Source organism: Actinosynnema sp. NPDC020468 (assembly GCF_040642015.1).
Taxonomy (GTDB): Bacteria; Actinomycetota; Actinomycetes; order Mycobacteriales; family Pseudonocardiaceae; genus Actinosynnema.
Genome location: NZ_JBFAEO010000044.1, coordinates 18,063 through 43,617, shown reverse-complemented (window position 1 = coordinate 43,617; position 25,555 = coordinate 18,063). Strand labels below are relative to the sequence as shown.

The 25,555-nt window shown below is 72.3% G+C and carries 21 protein-coding genes; 9 read left to right on the top strand and 12 right to left on the bottom strand.

All coding sequences use genetic code 11. The features are described from left to right. Positions 1–10: 10 nt before the first annotated feature. From AB0G50_RS27225 to AB0G50_RS27205, 5 genes are all read right to left on the bottom strand, one after another. The gene (locus AB0G50_RS27225; RefSeq protein WP_360113625.1) at positions 11–553 is read right to left on the bottom strand and encodes an AAA family ATPase; all 543 of its coding nucleotides are present in this window, start codon (positions 551–553) and stop codon (positions 11–13) included. A gap of 210 nt (positions 554–763) precedes the next feature. After that, positions 764–3,115, bottom strand: a complete 2,352-nt coding sequence (locus AB0G50_RS27220; RefSeq protein WP_360113623.1) for a [protein-PII] uridylyltransferase — start codon at positions 3,113–3,115, stop codon at positions 764–766. Positions 3,116–3,137: 22 nt separating this feature from the next. Beyond that, positions 3,138–3,476 carry a P-II family nitrogen regulator gene (locus tag AB0G50_RS27215; RefSeq protein ID WP_360113621.1) on the bottom strand — a complete coding sequence of 113 codons (339 nt, stop codon included), beginning with the start codon at positions 3,474–3,476 and terminating at the stop codon, positions 3,138–3,140. Further along, on the bottom strand, positions 3,473–4,816 hold the full coding sequence (locus AB0G50_RS27210) for an ammonium transporter (protein ID WP_360113619.1): 1,344 nt from the start codon (positions 4,814–4,816) through the stop codon (positions 3,473–3,475). Before AB0G50_RS27210 ends, AB0G50_RS27215 begins: the two co-directional genes overlap by 4 nt. A 260-nt stretch (positions 4,817–5,076) precedes the next feature. Next, complete coding sequence (locus AB0G50_RS27205) at positions 5,077–5,244, bottom strand: hypothetical protein (protein ID WP_360113617.1); 168 nt, start codon at positions 5,242–5,244, stop codon at positions 5,077–5,079. A gap of 121 nt (positions 5,245–5,365) precedes the next feature. Between AB0G50_RS27205 and AB0G50_RS27200 the strand changes: the two genes are divergently transcribed. Beyond that, positions 5,366–10,936, top strand: coding sequence for an NACHT domain-containing protein (locus tag AB0G50_RS27200; protein WP_360113615.1), 5,571 nt, complete (start codon positions 5,366–5,368; stop codon positions 10,934–10,936). A 54-nt stretch (positions 10,937–10,990) separates the two neighbouring features. On the opposite strand, the gene AB0G50_RS27195 is transcribed toward AB0G50_RS27200, so the two are convergent. From AB0G50_RS27195 to allB, 3 genes are all read right to left on the bottom strand, one after another. Then, the gene (locus AB0G50_RS27195) at positions 10,991–12,493 is read right to left on the bottom strand and encodes an alpha/beta hydrolase (RefSeq protein ID WP_360113613.1); all 1,503 of its coding nucleotides are present in this window, start codon (positions 12,491–12,493) and stop codon (positions 10,991–10,993) included. Between the two features lie 85 nt (positions 12,494–12,578). Then, the gene (gene alc / locus AB0G50_RS27190) at positions 12,579–13,589 is read right to left on the bottom strand and encodes an allantoicase (protein WP_360113611.1); all 1,011 of its coding nucleotides are present in this window, start codon (positions 13,587–13,589) and stop codon (positions 12,579–12,581) included. Continuing rightward, a complete protein-coding gene (gene allB, locus AB0G50_RS27185) occupies positions 13,586–14,884 on the bottom strand; it encodes an allantoinase AllB (protein WP_360113609.1) in 1,299 nt (432 codons plus the stop codon). The genes alc and allB overlap by 4 nt, the downstream gene beginning before the upstream one ends. Before the next feature lie 119 nt (positions 14,885–15,003). Between allB and AB0G50_RS27180 the strand changes: the two genes are divergently transcribed. Genes AB0G50_RS27180 through pucL form a run of 3 tightly spaced genes read left to right on the top strand, consistent with a single transcriptional unit; the run spans position 15,004 to position 16,654 of the window. After that, positions 15,004–15,492, top strand: coding sequence for a 2-oxo-4-hydroxy-4-carboxy-5-ureidoimidazoline decarboxylase (locus AB0G50_RS27180; RefSeq protein ID WP_360113607.1), 489 nt, complete (start codon positions 15,004–15,006; stop codon positions 15,490–15,492). Beyond that, the gene (locus tag AB0G50_RS27175) at positions 15,489–15,779 is read left to right on the top strand and encodes a hydroxyisourate hydrolase (protein ID WP_360113605.1); all 291 of its coding nucleotides are present in this window, start codon (positions 15,489–15,491) and stop codon (positions 15,777–15,779) included. Before AB0G50_RS27180 ends, AB0G50_RS27175 begins: the two co-directional genes overlap by 4 nt. A gap of 2 nt (positions 15,780–15,781) precedes the next feature. Next, positions 15,782–16,654 (top strand): factor-independent urate hydroxylase, encoded by an 873-nt coding sequence (gene pucL, locus AB0G50_RS27170; RefSeq protein WP_360113603.1) that lies wholly within the window; start codon positions 15,782–15,784, stop codon positions 16,652–16,654. Here the strand turns inward: pucL and AB0G50_RS27165 are convergent. From AB0G50_RS27165 to aceB, 3 genes are read right to left on the bottom strand one after another with little or no spacing between them, the layout of a single operon-like run. Further along, positions 16,651–17,115, bottom strand: coding sequence for an Imm1 family immunity protein (locus AB0G50_RS27165; RefSeq protein WP_360113601.1), 465 nt, complete (start codon positions 17,113–17,115; stop codon positions 16,651–16,653). The genes pucL and AB0G50_RS27165 overlap by 4 nt on opposite strands. Before the next feature lie 60 nt (positions 17,116–17,175). Next, on the bottom strand, positions 17,176–18,363 hold the full coding sequence (locus tag AB0G50_RS27160) for an aldolase (protein WP_360113599.1): 1,188 nt from the start codon (positions 18,361–18,363) through the stop codon (positions 17,176–17,178). A 1-nt stretch (position 18,364) separates the two neighbouring features. After that, complete coding sequence (gene aceB, locus AB0G50_RS27155; protein WP_360113597.1) at positions 18,365–19,894, bottom strand: malate synthase A; 1,530 nt, start codon at positions 19,892–19,894, stop codon at positions 18,365–18,367. Positions 19,895–19,979: 85 nt separating this feature from the next. On the opposite strand from aceB, the gene AB0G50_RS27150 reads away from it, so the two are divergent. From AB0G50_RS27150 to AB0G50_RS27140, 3 genes are all read left to right on the top strand, one after another. Then, complete coding sequence (locus AB0G50_RS27150; RefSeq protein ID WP_360113595.1) at positions 19,980–20,741, top strand: IclR family transcriptional regulator; 762 nt, start codon at positions 19,980–19,982, stop codon at positions 20,739–20,741. 75 nt (positions 20,742–20,816) lie between these two features. Continuing rightward, positions 20,817–21,356, top strand: a complete 540-nt coding sequence (locus tag AB0G50_RS27145; protein WP_360113593.1) for an NAD(P)H-dependent oxidoreductase — start codon at positions 20,817–20,819, stop codon at positions 21,354–21,356. Between the two features lie 8 nt (positions 21,357–21,364). Beyond that, entirely contained in the window at positions 21,365–21,661 is a 297-nt protein-coding gene (locus AB0G50_RS27140; RefSeq protein ID WP_360113591.1) for a hypothetical protein, read from the top strand. Here AB0G50_RS27140 and ftsY read toward each other — a convergent pair. After that, entirely contained in the window at positions 21,658–22,989 is a 1,332-nt protein-coding gene (gene ftsY / locus AB0G50_RS27135; protein WP_360113589.1) for a signal recognition particle-docking protein FtsY, read from the bottom strand. The two genes, AB0G50_RS27140 and ftsY, sit on opposite strands and share 4 nt — an antisense overlap. Before the next feature lie 120 nt (positions 22,990–23,109). Between ftsY and AB0G50_RS27130 the strand changes: the two genes are divergently transcribed. After that, a complete protein-coding gene (locus AB0G50_RS27130; protein WP_360113587.1) occupies positions 23,110–24,084 on the top strand; it encodes an anhydro-N-acetylmuramic acid kinase in 975 nt (324 codons plus the stop codon). Next, entirely contained in the window at positions 24,071–25,555 is a 1,485-nt protein-coding gene (locus AB0G50_RS27125) for a sodium:solute symporter (RefSeq protein ID WP_360113585.1), read from the top strand. Before AB0G50_RS27130 ends, AB0G50_RS27125 begins: the two co-directional genes overlap by 14 nt.

Genomic DNA, 25,555 nt, shown 5'->3' with positions numbered 1-25,555 from the left:
CCGTCCCGCCTCACGCGGGTGTCACGGACAGCCGGAGCCGGTCGCCCCGGGTCAGCACGGTCAGCCGGTGCCAGCCGCGCGGCGGTCGGCGGTCGGCGAACGCGGCGCGCAGCCGGGCGGCGCGCTCGACGTGCCGGGCGAACGACCGGCTCCGGATCAGCCTGCCCCGGCTCACCTGGCCGTCCAACGCCACGTCCGGGTCGACGTCGAGCCACAGGAAGTGCCGCGGCCGGCCGCTCACCCACCCCACGACGACCAGGCCGGCCCGGGTGGTGGCACGGGTCGAGGGCTCGTGCACGAGCAGCAGACCCCGGCCGAACAGCGCGAACCAGAGGATCCGGGACCGGTGCAGGAAGTGCACCAACGGCCGGTAGAGGCGGTAGGGCAGCCGGGTGGGCAGCAGGTCGCGCAACCGGTTGCGCACCTGGTCGGAGTCCAGCACGACGGCGGCCGCGCCACCGGTGTCGACCCCCGCGAGCAGCGTCGTCTTGCCCGCGCCCGGCAACCCGGCCAGCACGACCAGCGAACGCGGCGCGACAGCGACGGCGGTCATCGTTTCCATACTAAACAGACGTTTCGGACGCCGGTGCGTTCCCGGGCCCCGCGAGTCCGCACGAGCACCGCGGGCCGCGCGCTCCACGCCGGGAGCGGGCGACCCGCGGGTGGGGCGACCCGTCCCCTCCGCGGGTCGCACCGGTACGGAGCATGTCGCGGGAGGGGGTCGCCGGGGCAGCGCAACTGTGCGCGGCCGGCGTGCGTAGTCCTACCTGGACGCGTGCAGTACGGCGGTTTCGACCTGCGCGCGCAACCTGGCGTCGAAGGTCCGGCCGGACAGCGCGAACGAGTCGACCACCGTGGAGCCGAGCGTGGACACCCGGGCCCAGAGGACGTCGACACCGGCCAGTTCCAGCGCTCCCGCCACCCGGTGCAGCAGGCCGATGCGGTCGGCGGCACGCAGTTCGAGCACGACGGCGCCGGTCGACTCGTCGTCGAACCACAGCACCCGCGCGGGCGGCGGGTCCACGGGCGGGCCGCCGTAGTCGCGCTCCTTGGCGGCGAGCTTGTCGGCCAGCGGCAGCGAGCCGTCCAGCGCCCGGCTGAGCTGCTCGCGCAGCAGCGACACCTCCGGCAGCGAGCCGAACCGCGGTGACACGGTGAACACGTCCACCGCCGCGCCCTCGTGCGAGCGCAACGCCGCCGAGTGCACCTCCAGCGAGTTCAGCGCCAGCACGCCGGCCGCCCGGGACAGCGTGCCTGGCCGGTCGGGCGCCACCACGGTCACCGTCGTCACCGCGTCCGCGACGTCCACCAGCACGTCCGGCCGCCCGGCGGCCAGCACCTTCGCGGCGAGCTCGCGCTGCCGCTCGTCCAGCGGCTCGGGTCCGGGCAGCTCGCCGCCCGCCATCGCGGTCCGACAGCGCTGCACCAGGTCCGCGACCAGCGACGCCTTCCAGTCCGACCACACGCCGGGCCCGGTCGCCAGCGCGTCGGCCTCGGCCAGCGCGTGCAGCAGCTCCAGCAGCACGGCGTCGCCGTCGAGCGTCTCGACCACCCGCCGCACGGTCGCCTCGTCCTCCACGTCCCGGCGGGTCGCGGTGTGCGGGAGCAGGAGGTGGTGGCGCACCAGGGACGTCAGCGTCGCCACGTCCTGCGGCCACAGGCCGAGGCGCTCGGCGATCCGGGCGGTCAGCGCCGCGCCCACCTCGGAGTGGTCGGCCTGCCTGCCCTTGCCGATGTCGTGCACCAGCGCGCCGAGCACCAGCAGGTCCGGCCGGGACACCCTGGTCGCCAACCGGGCGGCGTGCGCGGTCGTCTGCACGAGGTGCCGGTCCACGGTCCACACGTGCGCGGCGTCGCGGGGCGGCAGGTCGCGCACCGCGCCCCACTCCGGGAACAGCCTGCCCCACAGGCCGGTGCGGTCCAGCGCCTCGACCACGTCGATCAACCCGGCGCCGGCGCCCAGCAGGGCCAGCAGCTCCTCGCGCGCCTCGCGCGGCCACGGACCGCGCAGCTCGGGCGCGGTGTCGGCGAGCTTCGCCAACGTGCCGGCCGCGATCGGGTGCTTGCCGCGCGCCGCGGCCGCCGCCACCCGCAGCAGCAGCGCGGGATCCCGGTTGGGCATGGCGTCGCGCGCCAGGGCGACCTCGACACCGTGCAGCACCACGCCTTCGTCCAGCGGGCGACGGGTGGGCGCGCGGCGCAGCGGCGAGCGGGCGAACACGCCCAGCCCGCGCCTGGGCACCGCGGCACGGGCCGTCCGGGTCGCCACGTCCACCGCGTAGACGACCGTGCGGGCGGCCGAGGAGAGCGCGCGGGCCAGCGCGAACCGGTCGGCCAGGCCGAGCGCGGCGGCCACCTCGTCGCCGTCCTGTGCCCGCAGCACGTCCCGCGGTTTGCCCGCGACCCGGCGCAGTTCGGTGCGCACGTCCAGCAGCAGCCGGCGCGCCTCGTTCACCTCGGCCGACGGCCGGTCGGTCAGCTGCGCCACGGACAGCGCGTCCAGCAGGGTCAGGTCGCGCAGCCCGCCGCGGCCGTGCTTGAGGTCGGGCTCGACCCGGTGGGCGATCTCGCCGGACCGCGCCCACCGCCGTTGCGCGGACTCGGCCATCTCGTCCAGCCGAGTCCGCACGCCGGTGCGCCACGCCTGGCGCGCGCTCTCCGCGAGCCGGCCGCTGACGTCGGCGTCGCCCGCGAGGTGCCGGAGGTCCAGCAGTCCCAACGCGGTCCGCAGGTCGCCGGACGCGACCCGCAGCGCCTCGCCGACCGTGCGCACGCTGTGGTCCAGGCCGATGCCGGAGTTCCACAGCGGGTACCAGAGCTTCTCCGCGATCTCCTCGACGCCCTTGTGCCCGTTGTGCACCAGCACGAGGTCGAGGTCCGAGTAGGGGACGAGCTCGCGCCTGCCGAGCCCGCCGACCGCGACCAGCGCGACACCGCCGCCCGGTCCGCCGACGCCCGCCTGGGAGGCGTGCGCGGTGAGCCAGAACTCGTGCAGGTCCACCAGCGCCTCGCGCAGCGCCTCGCCCGTCAACCGGCGACGACCCGGTGCGAGCAGGCGATCGCGTGCCCGCACCAGGTCGTCGGCCGTGACGACGGCCGTTTCCACGTTGTCCATGCGGCCGTCTCCCATGTCGGTGCTACAGAGCGTCCGTGCCGCGCTCCCCGGTCCGGACCCGGACGACGGTGTCGACGGGGGTGACCCACACCTTCCCGTCGCCGATCTTGCCGGTGCGGGCCGATTCCACGATCGCGTCGAGGACCTTCTCCACCGCGGCGTCGTCGATCAGCACCTCGACGCGCAGCTTGGGCACGAAGTCCACGGCGTACTCGGCGCCGCGGTAGACCTCGGTGTGGCCCTTCTGCCGGCCGTAGCCCTGCACCTCGCTGACGGTCATGCCCAGCACGCCCAGCTGTTCCAACGCCGTCTTCACGTCGTCCAGGGTGAAGGGCTTGACGATCGCCGTGACCAGCTTCATGACTTGCTGCTCCCTTCGAGGACCGCAGCGGCGCCGGCGGCGACGCTGGGCTTGGCGTTGCCGCGCGAGCCGGTCAGGCCGCCGTGGTCGTACGCGGTCTCGGCGTGCTCGGCCTCGTCGATGCCGCCCACCTCGGCCTCCTTGTCGACCCGGAAGCCGACGGTGAACTTCACCGCGTAGCCGATGACGAGGCTCAGCACGAACGAGTAGGTCAGCACGGCGAGCGCGCCGACGACCTGCCGCCACAACTGGTCCACGCCGCCACCGTAGAAGAGACCGTTCACGCCCGCAGGGGCCGCGTCGCTCGCGAAGAAGCCGATCAGGATCGTGCCGGACAGACCGCCGACCAGGTGCACGCCGACCACGTCGAGCGAGTCGTCGAAACCGAAGCGGTACTTGAGGCTGACCGCGAGGGCGCACAGCGCGCCGGTGATCGCGCCGACGCCGAGCGCGCCCAGCGGGGTGACCGACGAGCACGCCGGGGTGATCGCGACCAGACCCGCGACGATGCCCGACGCCGCGCCGAGCGTGGTGGCGTGCCCGTCGCGGACGCGTTCCACGGCCAGCCAGGCGAGCATCGCGACGGCGGTGGCGACGGTGGTGTTGAGGAACGTGACGCCGGCGGTCGCGTTGGCGCCGAGCGCGGAGCCCGCGTTGAAGCCGTACCAGCCGAACCACAGCAGGCCGGCGCCGAGGACGACGAGCGGGAGGCTGTGCGGCTTCATCCGGTCCTTGGGCCACCCGACGCGCTTGCCCAGGACGATCGCCAGCGCCAGGCCCGCCGCGCCCGCGTTGATGTGCACCGCCGTGCCGCCGGCGAAGTCGATGGCCAGCAGCTTGTTCGCGATCCAGCCGCCGGCGTCCACGACGTTGCCCGCCGCGTCCTTGACGTCGAAGTCGAACACCCAGTGCGCGACCGGGAAGTACACGACCAGCGCCCACAGGCCGGCGAACAGCAGCCACGGCCCGAAGCGCGCCCGGTCGGCGATCGCGCCGGAGATCAGGGCGACCGTGATGATCGCGAACATCGCCTGGAAGGACACGAACACCGTGGTGGGGATCGTGCCGAACAGGGAGTCCTTGGCGAGCAGGCCGTCCAGCCCGAAGAACTGGAACGGGTTGCCGAGCAGGCCGCCGCCGACGTCCTTGCCGAACGCGGTGGAGTAGCCGACGAGCACCCAGAGCACACCGACCACGCCGATCGCGCCGAGGCTCATCATCATCATGTTGAGCACGCTCTTCGTCCGGACCATGCCCCCGTAGAAGAACGCGAGTCCCGGCGTCATCAACAGCACCAGAGCGGCACTGGCGAGCACCCAGGCGGTGTCCCCTGTATCCACGTCGACCTCCACAGCACGTCGGTTGCGGTGGAGCATCGGGACGCCCTGTTTCGCCGACCCGCGTCCCAGGTTTCGCGCCGGTGAACTGTGCGGGTGCTGGTGTTACGGCCACGTTTCGGCCGATTGAAGGCACGGGTTCGTCCGGCGTGCCGTCCCGGTGACCGTCGATTGTCCGGTGACGGACGGTGTTTTCCGAATCCGGCTCAACGGGTGACGCCGAGGTCGCGGACGGGTGGGTGACGACGGTCGGTCAGGCCACCTCACCGCTCCTCTGCCGCGACACGCGCGTACGCCCGCAGCGCCCGTTCCCGCTCGGCGCCCTTCGTGCCGCGCAGCGCGATCGCCAACTTCCCCACCGACACCACCCCGCGCACCGCGCTGACCAGCACCGGAGCCGACACCGCCCACAACCACCACTGCCCGATCACGCCGACCACTCCTCGTACCACCGTGTTGCCGTGCTGACGGGATCCACGCTGACGGGCCACGCGGGTTCCGGGCAGGGTGGGAAGATTTCCGGAATCCAGGAACCCGTCGAGAGGCGACGCGTTGAGCAACTCCCCGGACCCGGCGGCCGAGTACGCCCGATTACTGCGCTCGCTGGTCACGGGCCTTCCGGGCACCCAGAAGGCGTTCGCCAAGGCGGTGCTCCTGTCGGAATCGCACCTGTCGACCATCCTCTCCGGAGGTCGGCTGCCGTCCGCGCCGGACGCGGAGCGGATCGCCGACCGGTTCCCGGAGGAGCCGGCGCTGAGGGCGCTGTACGCCCGGGCGCGCGGCCTCACGCTGCCGGCGCTGCCTCCCCCGTTGGCCGACCTGCTCCGGCGGATGGCCGCGGCGTGCCGGGAACTGCCGTACCTGCTGCCGTCGCGGCACCGGTTGTCGCTGGCGACGCTGTACGTCCGGCAGAGCGTGAGCTCGCCGACCGAGGTGCGGTGGCCGCGCGAGGAGCTGCCCGAGGAGCTCGGCTGGGTGGAGAGCACCCGGTTGTCCTCGACGCTGTCGCAGCCGTTCAGCGACGTGTTCGCGCAGCACGACCACCTGGTGATCGAGGGCGGCGCGGGTTTGGGCAAGACGACGCTCGCCCGGCAGCTCGTCGCCGAACTCGCCGACCCGACGTCCGCGTCCGACACCGGCCCGTGGATCCCGCTGCTGGTGTCGGCGCGCGTCCTCGCCAAGCACGTGGGCGAGCGGACGTGGGCGCAGGCGCTGCTCGCGGCGCTGACCGAGGAGTACCCGAGCTTCCACGACCCGGAACTGCGGCCGGACCTGCTGACCCGCGAGGTCGACGGGCACCGCCGGCTGGTGGTGGTCGACGCGCTGGACGAGATCCCCGACACCGCCGCCCGCGACCAGCTGATCACCCTGATCGCGGGCCGGATCACCAGTGCCACCAACACCACGCGCTTCCTCATCACCACCCGCCCGCTGGAACTGGGCGAAACCACCCGGCTCACCGGCGCGGGCTTCTTCGAACTCCAGCCGTTCGACGCGGAAGCCCTGAAGCTGTTCGCCCGCAAGTGGTTCGACCCCGACGACACCCCGGACGGCGCGGTCGCGGCGGACCACTTCCTCGAGCAGGTCCGGACGGCCGGCCTGACCGACGTCCTCGAGGTACCGCTGCTCGCCGCGATCGCCGCGAACCTCCACCAGTCGAACCCGGACAGCCCGCTGCCCGCGAGCCGGTACGACCTGTACGTCCACTACATCGAGAGCTACGCGGAGATGCGCGCGGCCGCCGACCGCGAGGCGTTGACCGCCCTCACCGACGACCCGACCCTCGCCGCCCGCGTCAGCGACGCCCGCGTGCCACTGCTGGAACACCTGGCCCTGTCGTACACGACCACCGACACCCCCCTGCTGGACCTGGCCCGCGACCACCTGGCGTCCCACGACCTCCTGCCACCGCGCCGCGGCCCGAAGTGGGAGGAGGCCCTCGCGGAGTGGCTCTGCCAAACCGGCCTCCTGACCCGCAGCGCCCACCGCCTCCGCTTCCTGCACCAGACCTTCGCCGAACACCTGGCCGCGTCCGCGAAGGCCAAACAACTCCCCACCCACTTCACCCCGACCGACCCGGTGTGGAACGACCTGATCCGCGACATGGCGTTGGGCGACGAGCACAACACGCGGGTCGTACTCCACTACCTGCACCTGCGTGACGGGGACGACCTGTTGGCGGCGTTGCAGCGCGGGACCCTCGCCCAGCGGGAGCGCGCGGGCGAGTTGATCAACCAGGGCGCGCCGTGCGGCGACGACCGCGTTCGCGACTACCTCGCCCAACTGAAGAAGGAAGCCGTCGCGACAGGCGCCTTCGCCTGGCGACTGACCCGGGTTCGTGGACTGGTAGGTCGCCCGGTCGTCCGGTCCTGGTTGACGGCCCTGCTCAAGGACCCCGAGGTTCCGGACGAGTTGAAGATCGTCCTGATCGACCTGCTGCGAGAGCACTCGCCCGAGGTGTGGCGCGAGGGAGTGCCGATCCTCGTCCGGTCGACCGAACCGTCACGGCCTGCCGAACACCGGCGCAACGCGGCGAAGGTGCTCGCGAAATTCGGCGGACGCGATCGTGACGGCGCCCTTCAGGTACTGACCGACATGGCGACGGAGTCAGCCAATTATGTACACGACCGAATCGACGCCCTGAACCTTCTGATCGGATTCGGCCCCGACGAACGCAGGGTCGCCGCAGAAATATTGACGGAACTGATCGACCACCCCGCGCTGGCCAAATACCGACGGCTGACTACGGCGCACCGCCTCGCCCGCCTTGGCACACCTCACCTGGAGCACGCCACCGCCGTGCTGCTGGGCATCGTCGGCGACCCCAGGTTCGACATCGGTTTTCGAATTCTGGCAGGCATCAGCCTCGCCGAGGTGAGCCGACACCACCGTGAAACAGTGGCGACGACCCTCGTCGAGTTGAGCCGTGATCCCACCACCCCGCTCCCGGAACGACTGAAAATACTCGCCGCAATCCCCTCCATCGAGCCACGCCAATACAGGTGGGCTGCCCAGCAGTTGGATAAACTGGCCAGGAGCGGCTCCCTCCCAGCAGGTTTACGCATGAAGGGAGCTGTGACCCTCGGCAGACTGGGAAAGCAGTACCAATCCTCGGCACTGGAAATCCTCATGACCATCGCAGGCGACAAGGCTTCGCCGAACAACAGTGGACTGGATGCGGCCACAGCGATCGGCAAACTCGGTCGAGCATATCTACCCCAGGCCTCCGAGGCCATGATCTCGATTGCTCTCGACCACACCTACCCGGCTACCCACCGATGCCAGGCACTCGAGAAGCTACTGACCCTCGACAAGAGTGCACACTCGATGGTGAATTCGCTCGCCTGGCACCTTCTGGGCAGCCCGGAAGTCAACCCAGGCGACTGGGTTGACATCGGGCGGTTCTTGTCGAACCTGGGCACCGAACAACGCAGCCAAGTCCTCGCGTCCTGCGACTCGCGTTTGACCGACACCAGCATACCCGCAGCTCGACAGGCGAGCGCGGCCATGCTCGCGTCCAGTACCGACCCGAATCGCGAGGCCCTTGCCAGTGCTGTGCTGGTCCACTTGGCGCGATCATCCGGAATTGATTCGCAGCTCCAGGTAAGGATCGCCGGCGAGTTGGGCAGAATTGGCCACCATTTTGCCGCGAACACACTGAGAGCCGAAATCTGCGACGACCCACTGGCCCAGTTTTCACATCGGACAGGATCTGCCCTACGACTCATCAGAATGCCTGGAACGCGACGGGAAGCCATAACTTCGACCGTCCACAGAATAGCGTTCGATCCCACCGTCGACCAGATTAGCCGAATCAATTTCTCTGATGACCTGGCAGACTTAGATCCCGATCTTTTCGGCCAACTCGCCCCAACACTCCTGGCCACGCTCGAACTCGACCAAACGCCCGCGATAAACTACATCTTCCAACCATTCCTAAATTTTCCGGCGACACGTTTTCGCGCCATCGAAGTGCTGCGCCGCCGACTTTCCCATGAGCTGTACACATGGGACGGGAGGTTCGTACCGAGAACCATCGAGACAGTTGCCGAAGTCGAACCTGGCACCCGACTTGATTTAATCGAGGATCTTCATGCCACCTCGGCCGACACGACTCGGCCGGTCGCACAGCGGTTGATTCTCACCACAGGCCTGCAGAAGCTCGGCGGACCCGAGGCGGCGCGCGCACTCGACACCACGATTGCCATGCTCCGCGAACCGCACATCAGCCGCAAGAACCGTGCCGAGATCCTGAAGGAAATCGCCCGATCAAGTAGGCGCGATCACGCAGAGGAAGCCATTCTGGCCTGCCCGGAAACCGCCGACCCGACGACACGGCTGCGCGTCGCCGAGGTCGCATTGCTCCTCGGCGGTCGACATCTCCTGAGCGCCGTCGCCGAATTGACCAGGATGGCCGCTGATCCCCACGTGCACCGCAGCACACGCCTGGCCGCCGCCGACATGCTTCGAGATCAGGAAAGCGGCCATGACGAGACCGTCCCCGCGTTGCTGAATCTGGCATCCGACGCGTTTGCCGCTCCCGAGTTCCGACTGGCGGTACTACGACGACTGGCGGAGTCCGGCTTGGTCGAACGAGCAGCGAAGTCGGCTGAGGCGTTGGCGTTGTACGCGGACGCGCAGCCGTCCTGGCGGATGCGCGTGGTGGAAACGCTGACCCGATGGCACGGTGCTGCCGTCCAAGAATTGGTTCGGACGCTGCACTTGGTGGTCGCCGATCGTCAGGCGGATCCCGTGCACCGGCTCGATGCGGCACGACGGCTGATCAGACTGGGGCCGGAGTCGCAGGCCTACGGCATCGCGAGGTTGCGTGATCTTGCCGGTGACCCGTCGGTCGACGGGTGGAATCGGCTTCAGGCGGCGCGGCGGTTGGCGGCGTTGGGTGGGGAGGCTCGGGCCGCCGGTCTTGGTGTGGTGGCGGAGTTGGCGGGTGGGGGTTGCGGGGATCCGTTGGTTGCTGTTCGGGCCATGGTCGAACTCGTGGACGCGGACGAGACGCGGGCCTGGGAGGTGTTCGGGGATCTCGACGCGGTGATCGCGGATTCCGCTTCGGGTGGGCGGATGCGGTTGGAGGCGGTGGAGGCGCAGTTGCACGTTGCGCCTCGGAATCGGCGGGCTGTTGCCCGGACGGTGCAGGGGCTGGCGTACGACCCCGGGTTGCGGGGGTGGGAGCGGCGGCTCGCGGCGTTGCGGCTGGGCAGTTTCGGGCCCGTCGAGTTGGCGGACGCACGGGTGGCGTTGGTGGCGTTGGCGCAGGACGAGAGCTGTGCCGTCTGGGAGCGGGTGGACGCCGCACGGTCCGCCTGTCTGATCGACCCGGACGACGCGGCGTCGGTGGTGGAGCTGGTTCGGGGGTTCGCGGTCGACGGGCGGGTGTCGTGGGCGGAGCGGTCGCACGCGGCGCAAGGGCTGTTGGGGATGTCGCGACAGGCTTTTCCGGACGCCAACGCCGCGCTTCGGGCGTTGGCCGTCGATTCGGCGGTCGACCTCGGGGAACGGCGGCTGGCGGCGGGCGCGATGGTCAAGCCCGGGTTGGAGCGGGGCGCGGGGCTGGCGCTTGTGGAGGAGATGACCTCCGACGACTTCGGCGCGCGGGATCGGATCGAGGCCTGGACGCTGTTGGTCGACCTCCACGACGGCTATTCCGACCTCGCGTCGGCGGCGGCAGAGGTGGTGGCGCGGGATGACGCCGTGGAAGCAGGTGCGCGGCGGCGGGCCTGTGAGTTGCTGTTGCGCGACCCGGCGGAGTCGGGTGACCTCGCGATCGACGTGTTGAAGCAGATCGCCGCAGACACCGAGGTGGGGCAAGGGGATCGGGCGCCGGCCGACGCGCTGCTGGCCGAGCGCTGGCTCTCCGACCGGGCTCGGGTGGGTGCCGTGTTGGGGGCGTTGATCGCCGACGCGGAGGTCGGGCGGCGGGTGGAGTTCGCCGGGGCGTTGGGGCGGCTCGATCCTCGGCACCGGGAGCTCGGGCGGCGGGCGTTGTTGGGCGTTCTCGACGGTGATCACGGCTCTGTCGCGCGGCTTCAGGCGGCTCGCGTGGTCACCGGGACGGTGGGCGGGTTGCGGGTGATCTCCGAGTTGCGGCCACCTCGGGTGGACTGACCGGGTGACGTGGAGGGCTCGCCGGAAACGTGAGTCCTCCACGTCACCGAGGTGTCAGGACGACCAGGGGAAGGTCGGGGTGGTCGGGGACTCGACGGCACGCGCGCCGGGCACCGGTGTCGTCGGGGCGGCGCAGGTCAGGTCCGCGGTCGGCAGCCTGGTGGTCAACAGGTAGGTGTCGGTGGTGGACCTGGTGCACGGGGTGCGCGTGTAGACGCCGTGGCCCCAGCCTTCGTAGGTCACGAAGACGGTTTTGGCGCGGGTTTGGCGGTGGACGTTCACGGCCCACGCGTAGCTCGTCGCCGGGTCGTGGCGGGCGTTGAGCAGCAGGATCCGGGGCGAGTCGCGGAGGTTCGGGCGGCGCTGGGGGTTGTTCACGTCACCCGGCAGGCCGACGCACGAGGTGAGCACGTTGGTGGCCAGCGTGGAGCCGCGGGTGTGCGGGGCGAGTCGGCGGGCGCGGGCGGCCAGGGTGGAGAACTCGCGGAACGACTTCGGGCGGATCGACCAGTCCTGGCAGAACACCGCGGCGAACGGGTACGCGGCCGTCTCCGCCTGGTCGGCGAGGGCCGCGGGCTTCTGGGCGGACAGGGTGGCCACGTAGTCGGCCAGGGCGGTCCAGTCCGGGCCGTAGAACGTGCCGACGGCGGTGTCGGTGATCTCCGAGGCCGGCACGTGGCGAGTGGCGTCCTCCGGGTCGGTGATCTCGCCGCGGTCGGCGCGGGCCAGCAGGTCGTTCCACACCTTCGTGACGTCCTTGCCGTGCAACGCGCACGCCGTGTCGCGGTCGCACCACTTGACCCACTCGGCGAACGAGTCCTCGGCCGTCGCGGCCTGGGTTTCGGTGAAGCGCCACGTGTCGAGGCTGTGGTCCATGGTCGAGTCGATCACCAGGGCCCGCACGTTGCGCCCGTACCGCTCGGCGTACTGCTGGCCGATGAGCGTCCCGTAGGACACGCCGTAGTAGCTGATCTTCGTCTCGCCCAGCGACCGGCGCAGGGCGTCGACGTCGTCCACGACCGCGCCGGTGTCCGCGTGGTCCACGATCGGACCGCTGTGCCGGCGGCAGTCCTCGGTCAGCTCGCGGTTGTACGCGCCCAGTGCGTCGAACTCGGCGGCGGTGGTGGGCGGCGCGGGTTGGCGGTTCAGCACGGACAGCGAGCAGGTGACCGGGTTGCTGCGCGCCACGCCGCGCGGGTCGAACCCGACGACGTCGAACCGCTCGGTGATCTCCTTGCTGAAGTACTGGTCCGCCCGCTGCGCGAAGTTCACCCCCGAACCGCCGGGGCCACCGGGGTTGATCACGAGCACGCCGACCCGCTTGGCCGGGTCGGTGGCCTTGCGCCGGGCCACGGCGAGGCCGAACGTGCCGGCACCGGGGTTCGCCCGGTCGATCGGCAGGGCCAGCGTCCCGCACTCGACGGTCGGCAGCCCGGGGCACGGTGCCCACGCGATGGTGCCCGGGGCGGGCGGTTGCGCCACCGCGCCCGGAGCCAGTCCCACGAGGAGCGCGGACGCGGCGAGCACGCCGCCGAACGCGCTGGAGATCGGTCGCACAGGTTCCTCCCTAGTTCCTGTCACACCCGTGCCGCGCAGGCTCCCAGTCGCGCGGATCGGGCCACAAGCAACCGGGGTAGGAACCTCATGCGCCCTTCGTCTGATCCGGTCCCGAGTCCCGGTACCGCCGACGCACGCCGTCCAGCCCGCGTGCGGTCAGCGCGCCCCACAACCGCAGTCGCGCCATCCCCCCGTCCGGGTGAATGTCGAGCCGAACGCGGGTGACCGGCACGGCCGCGGTGACCGGGAACCGGTGGCGGGTGTCGGGTTGCAGCCGGGTCCGCGGCACCAGGTCCACCCAGTCGTCGCCGACCCGGCCGCGCACCGACGCGCTGCCGGGCGCGTTCCCCTTGAAGTGCGTGGTGTCCAGCTCCGCCAACGCGACCACGCCCTCGCCCGCGAGGTCGACCTCGACCCAGTCGTTGCCGTCGTCCCGGCGGCGCGCGGTTTCCCAGCCCTCGCCCATCACGCTCGCCTGGCCGGGCGCGATGAGGTTGGCGGGCGAGCCGTAGAACCTGTTGCTGCACCCGGCGATCGCGGCGCCGTTCTCCAGCGCGGCCAGGTCGACCGCGCCGGGCACCAGCAGATCCGGGTCGGGCACCGGCGAGCCGTGCACGCGCAGTCGCGCCACGCCCCCGTCGGGGTGAATCGTCAGCCGAACGTGGGTGAACCGCCGGGAGGACGTCACGGTGAAGTGGTGCTTGCGGTCGCCACCCAGGGGCGAGCGCGGCACCAGGACCTCCCACCCGGTCAGCTCGTCGGGCGCCGGGTACCCGGTGGCGGACGTCGCCTCGACGGTCGCGGCCGGCGGGTGGTTGCCGGTGAAGAACGCGGTGTCCACCACGATCCCGCGCACCACTCCGGGCAGGCCCAGCCGCACGACCGCCGCGTCGTCGCCGGGTTCACGCCGGCGCCGGGTTTCCCAGCCGTCGTAGACCTGGCCCTTGTGCCCGAAGGTGAACGGCCGGAACTCGGGTTCGGCGCGGCGGATCAGGTTCTCCCGCTCGGCGAACAGCTCGTCGTTCGCCCACACCACGCCACCTCCGACGGCGCGCGAGGCGAGGTCGGGCAGCGCGGTCCAGTCCGGTGCGGTCACACGTCCCCCTTGTGCAGCAGCCGCCCGCGCGGCCGGTCCCCGGTGATCTCCTCGCCGCGCAACCACGTCCGCCGCACCACGCCCGCCAGCGCGCGCCCGTGGTACGGCGTCACGGGGTGGCGATGGAACAGCGCCTCGCGGTCCACCACGAACGCGGCGTCCGGCGCGAACGCGCAGAAGTCGGCGTCCGCGCCCACCGCGATGCGACCCTTGTGCGCCAACCCGACCAGGTCCGCGGGCGCGGTGGCCATCCAGCGCGCCACGTCGCCCAACCCGTGGCCGCGCAACCGGGCCTGCGTCCACACCGCGGCCAACCCCAGTTGCAGGCTCGCGACACCGCCCCACGCGCCCGCGAAACCGCCCTGCTTCAACGCCGCCGGGCACGGCGAGTGGTCGCTCACCACGAGGTCGATCCGCCCGGACGCGAGGCCCTGCCACAACTCCTCGCGGTTGGCCGCGTCCCGGATCGGCGGGCAGCACTTGAACTCGGTGGCGTCGTCGGCGATCTCCTCGGCGACGAACGTCAGGTAGTGCGGGCAGGTCTCGGCGGTGATCGGCAGGCCCGCCGCGCGCCCGGCGTGCAGGTAGTCCAGGCCCATGCCGCTGGACAGGTGCAGCACGTGCAGCCGCGCGCCGGTGTCCCGGGCCACGTCGACCAGGTCGGCGATCGCGCCGTACTCGGCCGCGTGCGGTCTCGACGCGAGGAAACCGGCGTAGCCCGGACCGGGTTCGGCGAGCGCGCGCGGGTCCTCGGCGTGCACGATCGTCAACGCGCCCAACGGTTCCAGCACGGCGAGCGCGGCGCGCAACCCCGCGAGGTCCACCGGCGGGAACTCCTCGACGCCGGAGTCCGCGAGGAAGCACTTGAAACCGAACACGCCCGCGTCGTGCAGCGCGGCGAGGTGCCCGGTGTTGTCCGGCACCAGCCCGCCCCAGAAGCCGACGTCGACGTGCACCCGGCCGGACGCGGTGGCGCGCTTGAGCTCCAGCGCCGCGACGTCGACCGTCGCCGGCACGCTGTTGAGCGGCATGTCGACCAGCGTGGTGACACCGCCCGCCGCCGCGGCGCGGGTCGCGGAGCCGAAGCCCTCCCAGTCGGCCCGACCCGGGTCGTCCACGTGCACGTGCGTGTCCACGAGGCCGGGCAGCAGCACCTCGTCGTCGGCCAGTTCCACGAGGGAGTCGCCGTCGAGCCGGTCGCCGATCGCGACGACCCGACCGTCGGCGACCCCGACGTCCAGCGCCCGCTCCCCGTCCGGGGTGACCACCCGCCGCGCTCGGAACACCTGGTCCATCAGAGCAACCAAGCAGCACCCCGGCGGCGGCGCAAGACTGTTGACACCGCCGGAGGGTGATCGGCACACTCGCCGGACGCGGAAGTCACCTTCCGCGATGCGAGAACCGGGGAGGCCCCGTGCCGGATCCCACCGACTTCGACACCGCGTTCGACGCCGCTCCCGAGGCCGTGCTCCGGCCCCTGCTGACCGCGTGCCTGGCCGTGCCGCGCTGGGTGGACGCCCTGCTCGCCGCCCGGCCGCACGGTTCGCCGGCCGCCCTGGTCGCCGCCGCCGACGCGATCGCGCTGTCCGACGACGAGGTGCGCGCCGCGCTGGCCGGGCACCCGCGACTCGGCGAGCGGGAGCCGGGCTCGGACCCCTCCGCCCGCTGGTCGGCCGACGAGCAGCGCGACGTCGAGGCCGACGACCGGCTGGCCGCGGCGAACCGGGCGTACGAGGAGCGGTTCGGGCACCGGTACCTGGTGTGCGCCACCGGGATGACGGGCGCGGACGTGCGCGCCGACCTCACCGCCCGGCTGGCCAACCCACCCGGGGTGGAACTGCGCGTGGTGGCCCGGGAGCTCGCCCGTATCGCCGCGCTGCGACTGCGGAAGGCCTGGCCATGACGACGTTGTCCACGCACGTGCTCGACGCGGACCGCGGCCGACCGGCCGAGGGGATCGCGGTGGCGGTCGAGCGCGCCGGCGAGGTGCTCGCCCGAGGTGTCACCGACGGCGACGGCCGCCACCGGTTCGAGGTCACCCTGACGCCGGGAGTCCACCGGATCGTGTTCACCGTGGACGGTCCGTTCTACCCGGAGGTGGTGGTCGCGTTCCGGGTGACCGCCGAGCCGCACCTGCACGTGCCGGTCCTGCTGAGCCCGTTCGCGTACACCACCTACCGGGGGAGCTGACGATGGCGATCGTCCTGGGGCCCAACCAGTACGGCAAGGCGGGCATCCACCTGGTGGTCGTGCACCGCGACGGCGACGTGCACACCGTCCGCGACCTGACCGTGCGGACCGCGTTGCGCGGCGACCTCGCGGCCACCCACCTGGTCGGCGACAACACCCACGTGCCCGCGACCGACACGCAGAAGAACACCGTGCACGCCTTCGCCTCCGACGGCGTCGGCGAGATCGAGGACTTCGCGCTGCGGCTGGCCCGGCACTTCACCGCCGGCCAGGAGTCGATCACCGAGGCGCGGGTGCTGGTGGACGAGCAGTCGTGGCACCGGCTCCCGGACAACGGCCACTCGTTCGGCCTCGGCGGCACCGAGCGGCGGACCACCGCCGTCGTGGTCGCCGGCGACGCGCACCGGGTCGTGTCGGGCGTGCGGGACCTGGTGCTGCTCAAGACGACCGGCTCGGAGTTCCACGGGTTCCCGCGCGACCGGTACACCACGCTGGCCGACACCGACGACCGGCTGCTGGCCACCTCGGTCACCGCGCGCTGGCGCCTCCAGGGCGCGCCGGACTGGGCGCAGAGCCACGCGGAGGCGCGGCGGCTCCTGGTGTCCGCGTTCGCGACCCACCACAGCCTGTCGTTGCAGCACACCCTGCACGCGATGGGCGAGGCGGTGCTGGCGGCCCGGCCGGAGATCGCCGAGGTGCGGCTGTCGATGCCCAACCGGCACCACTTCGCGGTCGACCTGGACGCGTTCGGGCCGACCGGCGCGGACGCGGTGTACCACGCCGCCGACCGCCCGTACGGGCTGATCGAGGGGACCGTGCTGCGCGACGACGCGGAGGACGCGGGACCGGCGTGGCGCGGGCTGCCCGAGTTCTAGCGGGACTTGTCGTGCAGGGCCATGCGCTGTTCCCGCCACGCGTGGAACAGGTCGGTCTCGTCGTACCAGTCGACCAGCGCCGGCCGCCGCCCGGTGGCCATGAACTCCAGCAGCAGCGCGCGGAACAGCGGCAGCGGCAACCCCACGCCGGGCGGGAAGTCGGTGTAGGGCTCGTCCACGTACGGCGCGTCCGCGGCACCCCTCGGCCAGCCGGAGAACGTGTTGTCCACGAAGTTGACGTAACCCCAGCCGCCGCGCACCGCCAGCACCACGTTGTGGTCGGCCTCGCCCTCGGCGTCCGTGCCGCGGCCGAAGTGCTCCAGCGTGCCGTCGTTGCAGTCGACCCGACCGAGGAACGCCACGAGCAGGTCCACGTCCGCCGCGCACGCCACCACCTGGTACCGGTGTTCCGCGACGTCCAGGTCGGGCAATCCGGTCCACAAACCGGCTCTCATGCTCATGCGCCCACCATGGCGCCGCACCGGGCCGAACGGCACGGCCGTAGGTGAGTATCACCCTATTCAGCGATGAGGGGTCCGCCGGGCGAGTGCGTGCAGTCGGGCGAGCGGCAACCCGGTCAGCGCAACGACTTCCTCCGCGTCGACCGCGCCGCAGTCCACCGCGCGCAGCACCGAGGCCGACAGCGCCCGCGCGGTCGCCGGCTCGTCGAGCACCGCGCCGCCGGCCCGCCCGACGTAGGCCCGCAACCGTGCGGCCTCGGCCGCGAGACCGGACCGGTGGTGGGCGAACACCGCCGCGTACCGGGTCACCAGCTGCGCCGGGTGCAGGTCCCACCCCTGGTGGAACCCGTGTGCCAACGACCGGAGCACGAGCGCGTGGTGGGTGCGCCAGCCGCGGTGGGTGTCCGCGCCGACCGGCAGCACGTTGGTCGACCCGTCGGACAGCTCGACACCCGTGCCGGCCGCCGACACCTGCATGACGTGCCGCGCGAAGTCGCACGCGCCGTGCGCGAGGTGCTGGTCCGCCGGGCCCAGCCCGCACTCGGCCGTGTAGTCGTACGTGCCGAAGTGCAACGCCGACACCCGACCGCGGCCGGCGGCCAGCAGCGCGGGCACCGCGAGCCGGCCGCGTCCGTCCACGACGGACCGCGCGGTCTCGACCTGGACCTCGAACCGGAGGTCGAGCCCGAACAGGTCCAGCACGTCGCCGAACACCTCGACCTGCTCGACCGAGGACACCTTGGGGAAGGTGATCACGAACCCGTCCGGCGCGCCGCCGAGCGCGGTCAGGAAGACGTCCAGCGTCCGGACCCCGCGCTCGACGGAGCGCCTGGTGTCGAACGACTTCACCCGCAGCCCGAACCGGTGCGGCGCCCCGCCGTCGGCCACCCACCGGCGCACCACCGCGGCGGTCCGCTCGGCGTCGGCGTCCTCCTCGTCGTCGGCGCGGAACCCGTACCCGTCCTCGAAGTCGACCCGCAGGTCCTCCACCGGTTCCGCGACGAGCTTCGCCCGCACCCGCTCGACGACCTCGTCGGCCACCGGCACCGCCGCCGACAGCGGGCCGTGCGCGCGCAACGCCTCCAGCGCGCCGGCACCCCAGTCCCGCGGCGTGGACCCGACCACCCGGTCGGCCGGCACGTAGCAGGTGTGCACCGGCTGCCGGCCGGCAGGCCACCGGAAGTCCACATCGGACAGTCGGGCGGTCGCGGCGGCCACCGCGGCGGCGGACAGCGAGGTCCGCGGCACGTCAGTCGATCCGCTCGTAGGCGGGCAGGGTCAGGAAGTCCACGAACTCCTCGGCCAGCGCCACCCGTTCGAACAGCTCGACCGCGGTGGCGAGGTGCTCGCCGGACAACCCGGCCGCGACGTCCGCCAGCACCGACCGCACCAGCCCGGCGGTCACCGGCGTGCCGTCGTCCAGCACCACCCCGTTGCGCACCCACTGCCACAGCTGCGACCGGGAGATCTCGGCCGTCGCCGCGTCCTCCATCAGGTTGTGGATCGCCGCCGCGCCGTTGCCGCCCAACCAGGACAGCAGGTACCGCACGCCCACGTCGACCGCCGACTCCAGGCCGGCCCTGGTCGCCGCGCCGCCGGCGGACCGGAAGTCCAGCAGCTGCGCGGCGGTCACCTCGACGTCCTCGCGGGTCGCGTCGAGCTGGTTCGGCCGGTCGCCCAGCCGGGCGTCGAAGATCTCCCGGCACACCGGCACGAGGTCGGGATGCGCGACCCACGACCCGTCGAACCCGTCGGCCGCCTCGCGGCTCTTGTCCTCGCGCACCTTGGCCAACGCGCGTCCGGTGACCTCGGGATCGCGCCGGTTCGGGATGAACGCGGCCATCCCGCCCATCGCGAACGCGCCGCGCTTGTGGCACGTGCGGACCAGCAGTTCGGTGTAGGCGCGCATGAACGGCGCGGTCATGGTCACCGCGTTGCGGTCCGGCAGCACGTACTCCGCGCCCGCGTCGCGGAAGTACTTGATGGCGCTGAACAGGTAGTCCCACCGGCCCGCGTTGAGGCCCGACGCGTGGTCGCGCAGCTCGAAGAGGATCTCCTCCATCTCGAACGCGGCCGGCACCGTCTCGATCAGCACGGTGGCCCGGACGGTGCCGTGCGGCACGCCGAGTTCCCGTTGCGCGGCGGTGAAGACGTCGTTCCACAGCCGCGCCTCGCGGTGGCCCTCCAGCTTCGGCAGGTAGTAGTACGGCCGGCCGAGGGCGGCGTTGTGGAAGAAGTGCAGGCCGAAGTCGACCAGCGCGCCCACCGCCGGGCGGCCGTCGACCTCCAGGTGCCGCTCGGGCAGGTGCCAGCCGCGCGGGCGGACCACGATCGTCGGGCGCGGACCGTCGGACAGCACGTAGGACCTGCCCTCGGGCGAGGTGAACGAGACCGTGCCGCGGGCCGCGTCGTACAGGTTCACCTGACCAGCCACCACGTTGCGCCAGTGCGGCGTGTTGGCGTCCTCCAGGTCGGCCAGCCACACCTTCGCGCCCGAGTTCAGCGCGTTGACGGTCATCTTCCGCTCGGTCGGGCCGGTGATCTCCACCCGCCGGTCGCGCAACGGCTCGGGCGCGGGCGCCACCGTCCACGCGGACTCGCGCACCTCGCGGGTGTCGTCGAGGAAACCCAAGGGGCGCCGGTGTTCTCGGGCGGCCAGCAGCTCGTCGCGGGTGCCGGCGAACGCGCGGTGCAACCCGGCGACGAACTCCAGCGCCTCGGGTGTGAGGATCTCGGCCCCGCGCTCGACGTCGGCCCCGAGGACGCGAACACCCGACATGGGATCCCCCTTCTTCCCTGCGCTGGACTTCTGCTCTGCGGACTATAGTTTTCGCTCCACGGAACGGCAACGGAGGAGGCACGCGGTGACCAGCGACTCGACGGGCGGCGTCCAGTCCCTGCGACGGGCCTTCGACCTGCTGGAACGGCTCGCCGACGCGGGTGGCGAGGCGAGCCTGTCGGAGCTGGCGCTGGCTTCGGGACTGCCCCTGCCGACCATCCACCGGTTGATCCGCACCCTGGTCACGCTGGGGTACGTGCGGCAGAACAGCAACCGGCGGTACACGCTCGGCGCGCGCCTGATCCGGCTCGGCGAGACCGCGGGCCGCCAGTTCGGCACGTGGGCCCGGCCGTACCTGGCCGAGCTGGTCGACCGGGTCGGCGAAACGGCCAACCTCGCGGTGCTCGACGGCGACGAGGTGCTGTACGTGGCGCAGGCGCCGTCCCGGCACGCGATGCGGATGTTCACCGAGGTGGGCCGCCGGCTCCTGCCGCACGGCACCGGCGTCGGCAAGGCGATGCTGTCGCTGCTGCCCCGCGACCGGGCCAGGGCGTTGCTGGAGCGCACCGGACTGCCCGCGTACACGCCGAACACGATCACCGACGTGGACGGGTTGATGGCGGCGCTGGACGAGGTGGCGCGCCGGGGTTACGCGCTGGACGAGGCCGAGCAGGAGCTGGGCGTGCGCTGCGTCGCGGTGCCGCTGGCCGGAGCGCCGACCCCGGCGGCCGTGTCGGTGTCCGGACCCGAGGGCAGGCTCACGCCCGAGGTGGTCGCGCGGATCCTGCCCGACGTGCTGGCGATCGCGGCCCGGCTGTCCGACCGGGCGGCCGCCGCCCGCGGGTGACCACCACCGCGCTTGACGGGCGCCCGCCTCCCAGAGTTATATGCACCTGCATACACAAACTTTGTGGGGGAATCGATGTCCGACCGCAGCTTCCTGTTCGTGCTCGGCAGTGCGCGCAGGGACGGCAACGCCGAGATCCTGGCCCGGCTCGCCGCCGAGCAGCTCGACGCCGACCAGCGCTGGATCCACCTCGAGGACCTGCCGCTCGCGCCGTTCGAGGACGTGCGGACCGAGCACGAGGACGAGCCGCACACGCCGACCGGCAACGAGAAGGTGCTCTACGACGCCACCACCGGCGTGACCGACCTGGTGATCGTCTCGCCGACCTACTGGTACAGCGTGTCCAACACGACCAAGCGCTACCTCGACCACTGGTCGAACTGGCTGCGCACGCCGGGCTTCAAGGACGCGGTGCGCGGCGACACCCTGTGGGGCGTCACGGCGTTGACCGAGGACAAGTCCCGGTGCGAGCCGCTCGTGGGCACGTTGCGCAACAGCGCGGGCTACCTGCGGATGCGGTTCGGCGGCGTGCTGATCGGCAACGGCGACCGGCCGGGTGACGTGCTGGCCGACACGGAGGCCGTGGCGGAGGCGAAGACGTTCTTCGCGGGATGATCTCCCGCGTGACTCACGCAGGCCGCACGCTGACGCTCCACTGGGACGACTCGCACGTCGTGGGCCGGTGGTGCGACGACACCGAGACCGAACCCGCGCCGCGTCCCGAGGGCGACGACCGGCCGCAGTGGGTGTTCGACCTGATCGCCGCGCACCGGCTGGCCTACCCCGGTGCGCGGGTGCGGGCGACCAACCGGGCGAGCTGGCCGGTGCCCGCCCGGTCGGTCGACCTCGCGCCGCTGCACTTCCACCGGTTGCCGGGGCAGCAGGCCAAGGAGTGCTGGCACCGCTGCCCCGGGGTTTAGCCCAGGAGGGCGTCGACGAACGCGGCCGGCTCGAACGGGGCCAGGTCGTCGGCGCCCTCGCCCAGGCCCACCAGCTTCACCGGCACGCCCAGCTCGCGCTGCACCTGGAACACGATGCCGCCCTTGGCCGTGCCGTCGAGCTTGGTCAGCACGATGCCGGTCACGTTGACCACCTCGGCGAAGACCCGGGCCTGGGTCAACCCGTTCTGCCCGGTGGTCGCGTCGAGCACCAGCAGCACCTCGTCCACCTCGGCCTGCTTCTCGACCACCCGCTTGACCTTGCCCAGTTCGTCCATCAGGCCGGTCTTGGTGTGCAGCCGGCCCGCCGTGTCGACCAGCACCGTGTCGACGCCGTCGCCGACACCCCGCTTCACCGCCTCGAACGCCACCGACGCCGGGTCCGCGCCCTCCGCGCCGCGCACGGTCGCCGCGCCGACCCGGGAACCCCAGGTCTCCAACTGGTCGGCGGCGGCGGCGCGGAACGTGTCGGCCGCGCCCAGCAGCACCGTGCGACCGTCGGCCACCAGCACCCGGGCGAGCTTGCCGGTGGTGGTCGTCTTGCCCACCCCGTTGACGCCGACCACCAGCACGACGGCCGGCTTGCCCGCGTGCGGCAGGGCGTGCACCGAGCGGTCCATCTCCGGGTGCAGCGCGGTGGTCAGCACGTCCTTGAGCAGCGCCCGCGCCTGCTCGGACGTGCGCACGCCGCGCGCCACGATCTGCTCGCGCAGCGTGGACACGATCTGGTCGGTGATGCCCGCGCCGAGGTCGGCCACGAGAAGCGTGTCCTCGACGTCGGTCCACGAGTCCTCGTCCAGGTCGCCCGCGCCGAGCAGGCCGAGCAGGCCCTGGCCGAACGTGGAGCGGGACCGGGAAAGCCTGCCGCGCAACCGTTCCAGCCGGCCCGAGGTCGGTTCGATCTCGTCGATCTCCGAGGCCCGCTCGGGCAGGTCGACCTCCACGAAACCGCGCTTGACCGAATCGCGCGGCACCGCGGCGTCGTCGCCGACACCGGGCTGGCCGTCGACCTCGGTCCGCTCGGCCACCGGGTGCTCGACCGGCGCGGGTTCCGCCGGCCGGGGCTCGACCGGCCGGGGCTCGACCGGCGCGGGCTCGGGCTCGGCGTCGACCGGTTCGGCCGGCGCCTCGTCGGTCTGGTTGAAGCTGAAGCCGCCGCCCGCCCGGTAGCCGCCCTTGACGGGCTTGGCCTCCTCGGGCTCGGTGAGGCTGATCCGCCGCTTCCGGGACAGCACGACGCCCGTCACGAGGGCGACCGCCAGCAGGGCCGCGACGACGACGAAGATCCAGATCAGGGTCGTGGTGGACACGCGGCAATCCTCGCACGGTCCGTCATGTGATCAACCCACGAGCTGCTCCGCCGATCGGAAACTCTCCCACCGAGACTCTTGCGCCGGCGGACGGTGTGGAATAGGACACAGTGCGTGAGGGTGATCGGAGTGGTCCCGGGCTCGTCGGCGGACACCGTCGACGTGGCCGTCGGCGACCTCGCGATCGAGGGCGACGTGGTCCGCCTCGACCCCGTCCACCACGCCCGGCACACCACCGCGACCAGCGACTCGGCCCGCGCCGGGCTGCTCGAGGAGGTGGCCGCGCGGCACGGGGGTGAGCTGGTCGGGTGGCTCGACCGGCCCGCACCCCGGGACCGCCGTCCGACCGCGCCGGCGCCCGACCCCGCGTGGATCGCCGAAGCCACCGGTCTGACCGCGGTCGCCGACCTCGCGGTGCCCGGTGGTCGCGGGCTGCCGCCGACCGCCGTGGTGGACGCGCTGTGGCTGCGCGACCGGGTGCCGGCCGCGGCGCTGCGCGTCGGGCGCGTCGCCTCCGCGACCCTGGTGACCGCCGACGACGTGACCGCGGTCGACCTCGGCCCCGGCACCGCGCTCACCGACGTGGCGATGACCGTGCTCACCGGCGGACGGCGGACCCGGGACACCGACGGCGAGTTCGCCGCGCGCGGCCGGGTCCGCGCCGACCTGCTCGCCCGGCTGCGCGCGGACGTCGGCCGACCGGGCTCGACCGACCACGACCGGGCCCACCTCGACCGGGTCGCCGAGGGGCTCACCGTCCAGGCCGAGGACTTCCTGGCCACGCTGACCGCGTTCACCGCGGACCTGATCGCCGACGGGTGCGCCGGCACGCGCCTGGTCGTCGGCTCCGGCGGCGGGTTGCGCAACCCGGTGCTGACCCGCCTGCTCGCCGAGCGGATCCCGCTGCGCGCGAGCGAGGAGTTCGGCCTGCCCTCCGCCGCGACCCGGCCCTACGCCGCCGCCGTGCTCGGGTTCCTGATCCGGCGCGGCGCGCGGGTGGACCTGCCCGGCCCGCGGCCGACCACCACCGGCGGAGGGCCGCCGACCGCCACCGTGACCGGACTGACCGTCGGAGGTAACCGTGCGCGCACTTGACGTCGGGATCATCGTGCTGTTCCTGGTCGGCATGCCCCTGCTGGGGGTGTGGATCGGCGGCCGGCAGCGGTCGTCCGCCGACTACTTCGTCAGCGAGCGCCGGATCTCCTGGTGGGTCGTGTGCGTGTCGGTCGTGTCCGCGGAGACCTCCACGCTCACCGTGCTGAGCGTGCCCACGGTCGCGTACGGCGGCACGATGACGTTCCTGTCCCTGGCGTTCGGCTACCTGGTCGGCCGGGTCGTGGTGGCGTTCGTGCTGCTGCCCCGCTACGTCGCGGGCGACCTGATCACCGCCTACGGGTACCTCGGCAAGCGGTTCGGCGCGGGCGTGCAGGGCACCGCGTCGGTGACGTTCCTGATCACCCGGCTGCTCGCGGACGGGCTGCGGCTGTTCGCCACCGCCATCCCGGTCAAGGTGGTGCTCGCCGCCTACGGCGTCACCGCGTCGTACTGGGCGATCGTGGCCGTGCTGGGCGTGGCGATGGTGGTCTACAGCTTCCTCGGCGGCGTGCGCGCGGTCGTGTGGGTCGACGCGATCCAGATGCTCTGGTACGTGCTGGGCGCGGTCGTGGTGATCGCGGTGCTGGCCGGGAAGCTGCCCGACGGCTGGTTCGCCACGGCGGTCGACGCGGGCAAGTTCCGCGTGCTCGACCTGGACGCGAACCCGCTGACCTCGCCGTACGCGCTGCCGACCGCGTTGATCGGCGGTGCCGTGCTGTCCATGGCCTCGCACGGCGCCGACCAGTTGATCGTGCAGCGGCTGATGGCCACCCGCGAGGTGCGGGCCGCGCGCAAGGCGCTGATCGCGAGCGGTGTGGTGGTGATCCTCCAGTTCGCGCTGTTCCTGGTGATCGGCGTGCTGCTGTGGGCGTTCTACCGGGGCGCGAACCCGGTGACCGACCTCGGGCTCGCCAACAACGACGAGCTGTTCGCGAACTTCATCGTCCGGGAGCTGCCGTCGGGGCTGTCCGGGTTCGTGATCGCGGGCATCCTGGCGGCCGCGCTCAGCTCGTCGTTGGGCGCGCTCGCGTCCTCGACCGTCACCGACGTCGTGCAACGCGTGGTGCGGCGCGAGCTGACCGAGGCCGAGGTGTTCCGGCAGGGCCGGCTCTGGACCGCGGTGTGGGCCGTGCTGCTGATCGTGTTCGCCGGTTTGTTCGCCACTTTCACCCGGCGCGGCAACCCCATCGTGGAACAGGGTTTGTCCATTTCCGGGTTCACCTACGGCGCGTTGTTGGGCGCTTTCCTGCTCGGTCTTCTTTTCCGCCGGGCACGACAGGCCGACGCCGTGGTGGCGTTCGTCGCCACGGTCGTCGTGATGGCGTTCGTCATCCTCGCGGTGGACGTCGACGGAAAGGCGTTGGCCTATCCCTGGTACCCGCCGCTGGGGGTGCTGGTGACGCTCGTCGTGGGCGGTCTGCTGTCGCTGCGGCGACCGGCCGGGGTCCGCCTCCCGGCCGGCCGCCTCTGA

Bases quoted from the DNA above. Each gene is read 5' to 3' on its own strand.
- AB0G50_RS27225 (WP_360113625.1), bottom strand. From the start codon at position 553: ATGACCGCCGTCGCTGTCGCGCCGCGTTCGCTGGTCGTGCTGGCCGGG.
- AB0G50_RS27220 (WP_360113623.1), bottom strand. From the start codon at position 3,115: ATGGACAACGTGGAAACGGCCGTCGTCACGGCCGACGACCTGGTGCGG.
- AB0G50_RS27215 (WP_360113621.1), bottom strand. From the start codon at position 3,476: ATGAAGCTGGTCACGGCGATCGTCAAGCCCTTCACCCTGGACGACGTG.
- allB (WP_360113609.1), bottom strand. From the start codon at position 14,884: ATGGACCAGGTGTTCCGAGCGCGGCGGGTGGTCACCCCGGACGGGGAG.
- AB0G50_RS27175 (WP_360113605.1), top strand. From the start codon at position 15,489: ATGACGACGTTGTCCACGCACGTGCTCGACGCGGACCGCGGCCGACCG.
- pucL (WP_360113603.1), top strand. From the start codon at position 15,782: ATGGCGATCGTCCTGGGGCCCAACCAGTACGGCAAGGCGGGCATCCAC.
- AB0G50_RS27165 (WP_360113601.1), bottom strand. From the start codon at position 17,115: ATGAGCATGAGAGCCGGTTTGTGGACCGGATTGCCCGACCTGGACGTC.
- aceB (WP_360113597.1), bottom strand. From the start codon at position 19,894: ATGTCGGGTGTTCGCGTCCTCGGGGCCGACGTCGAGCGCGGGGCCGAG.
- AB0G50_RS27145 (WP_360113593.1), top strand. From the start codon at position 20,817: ATGTCCGACCGCAGCTTCCTGTTCGTGCTCGGCAGTGCGCGCAGGGAC.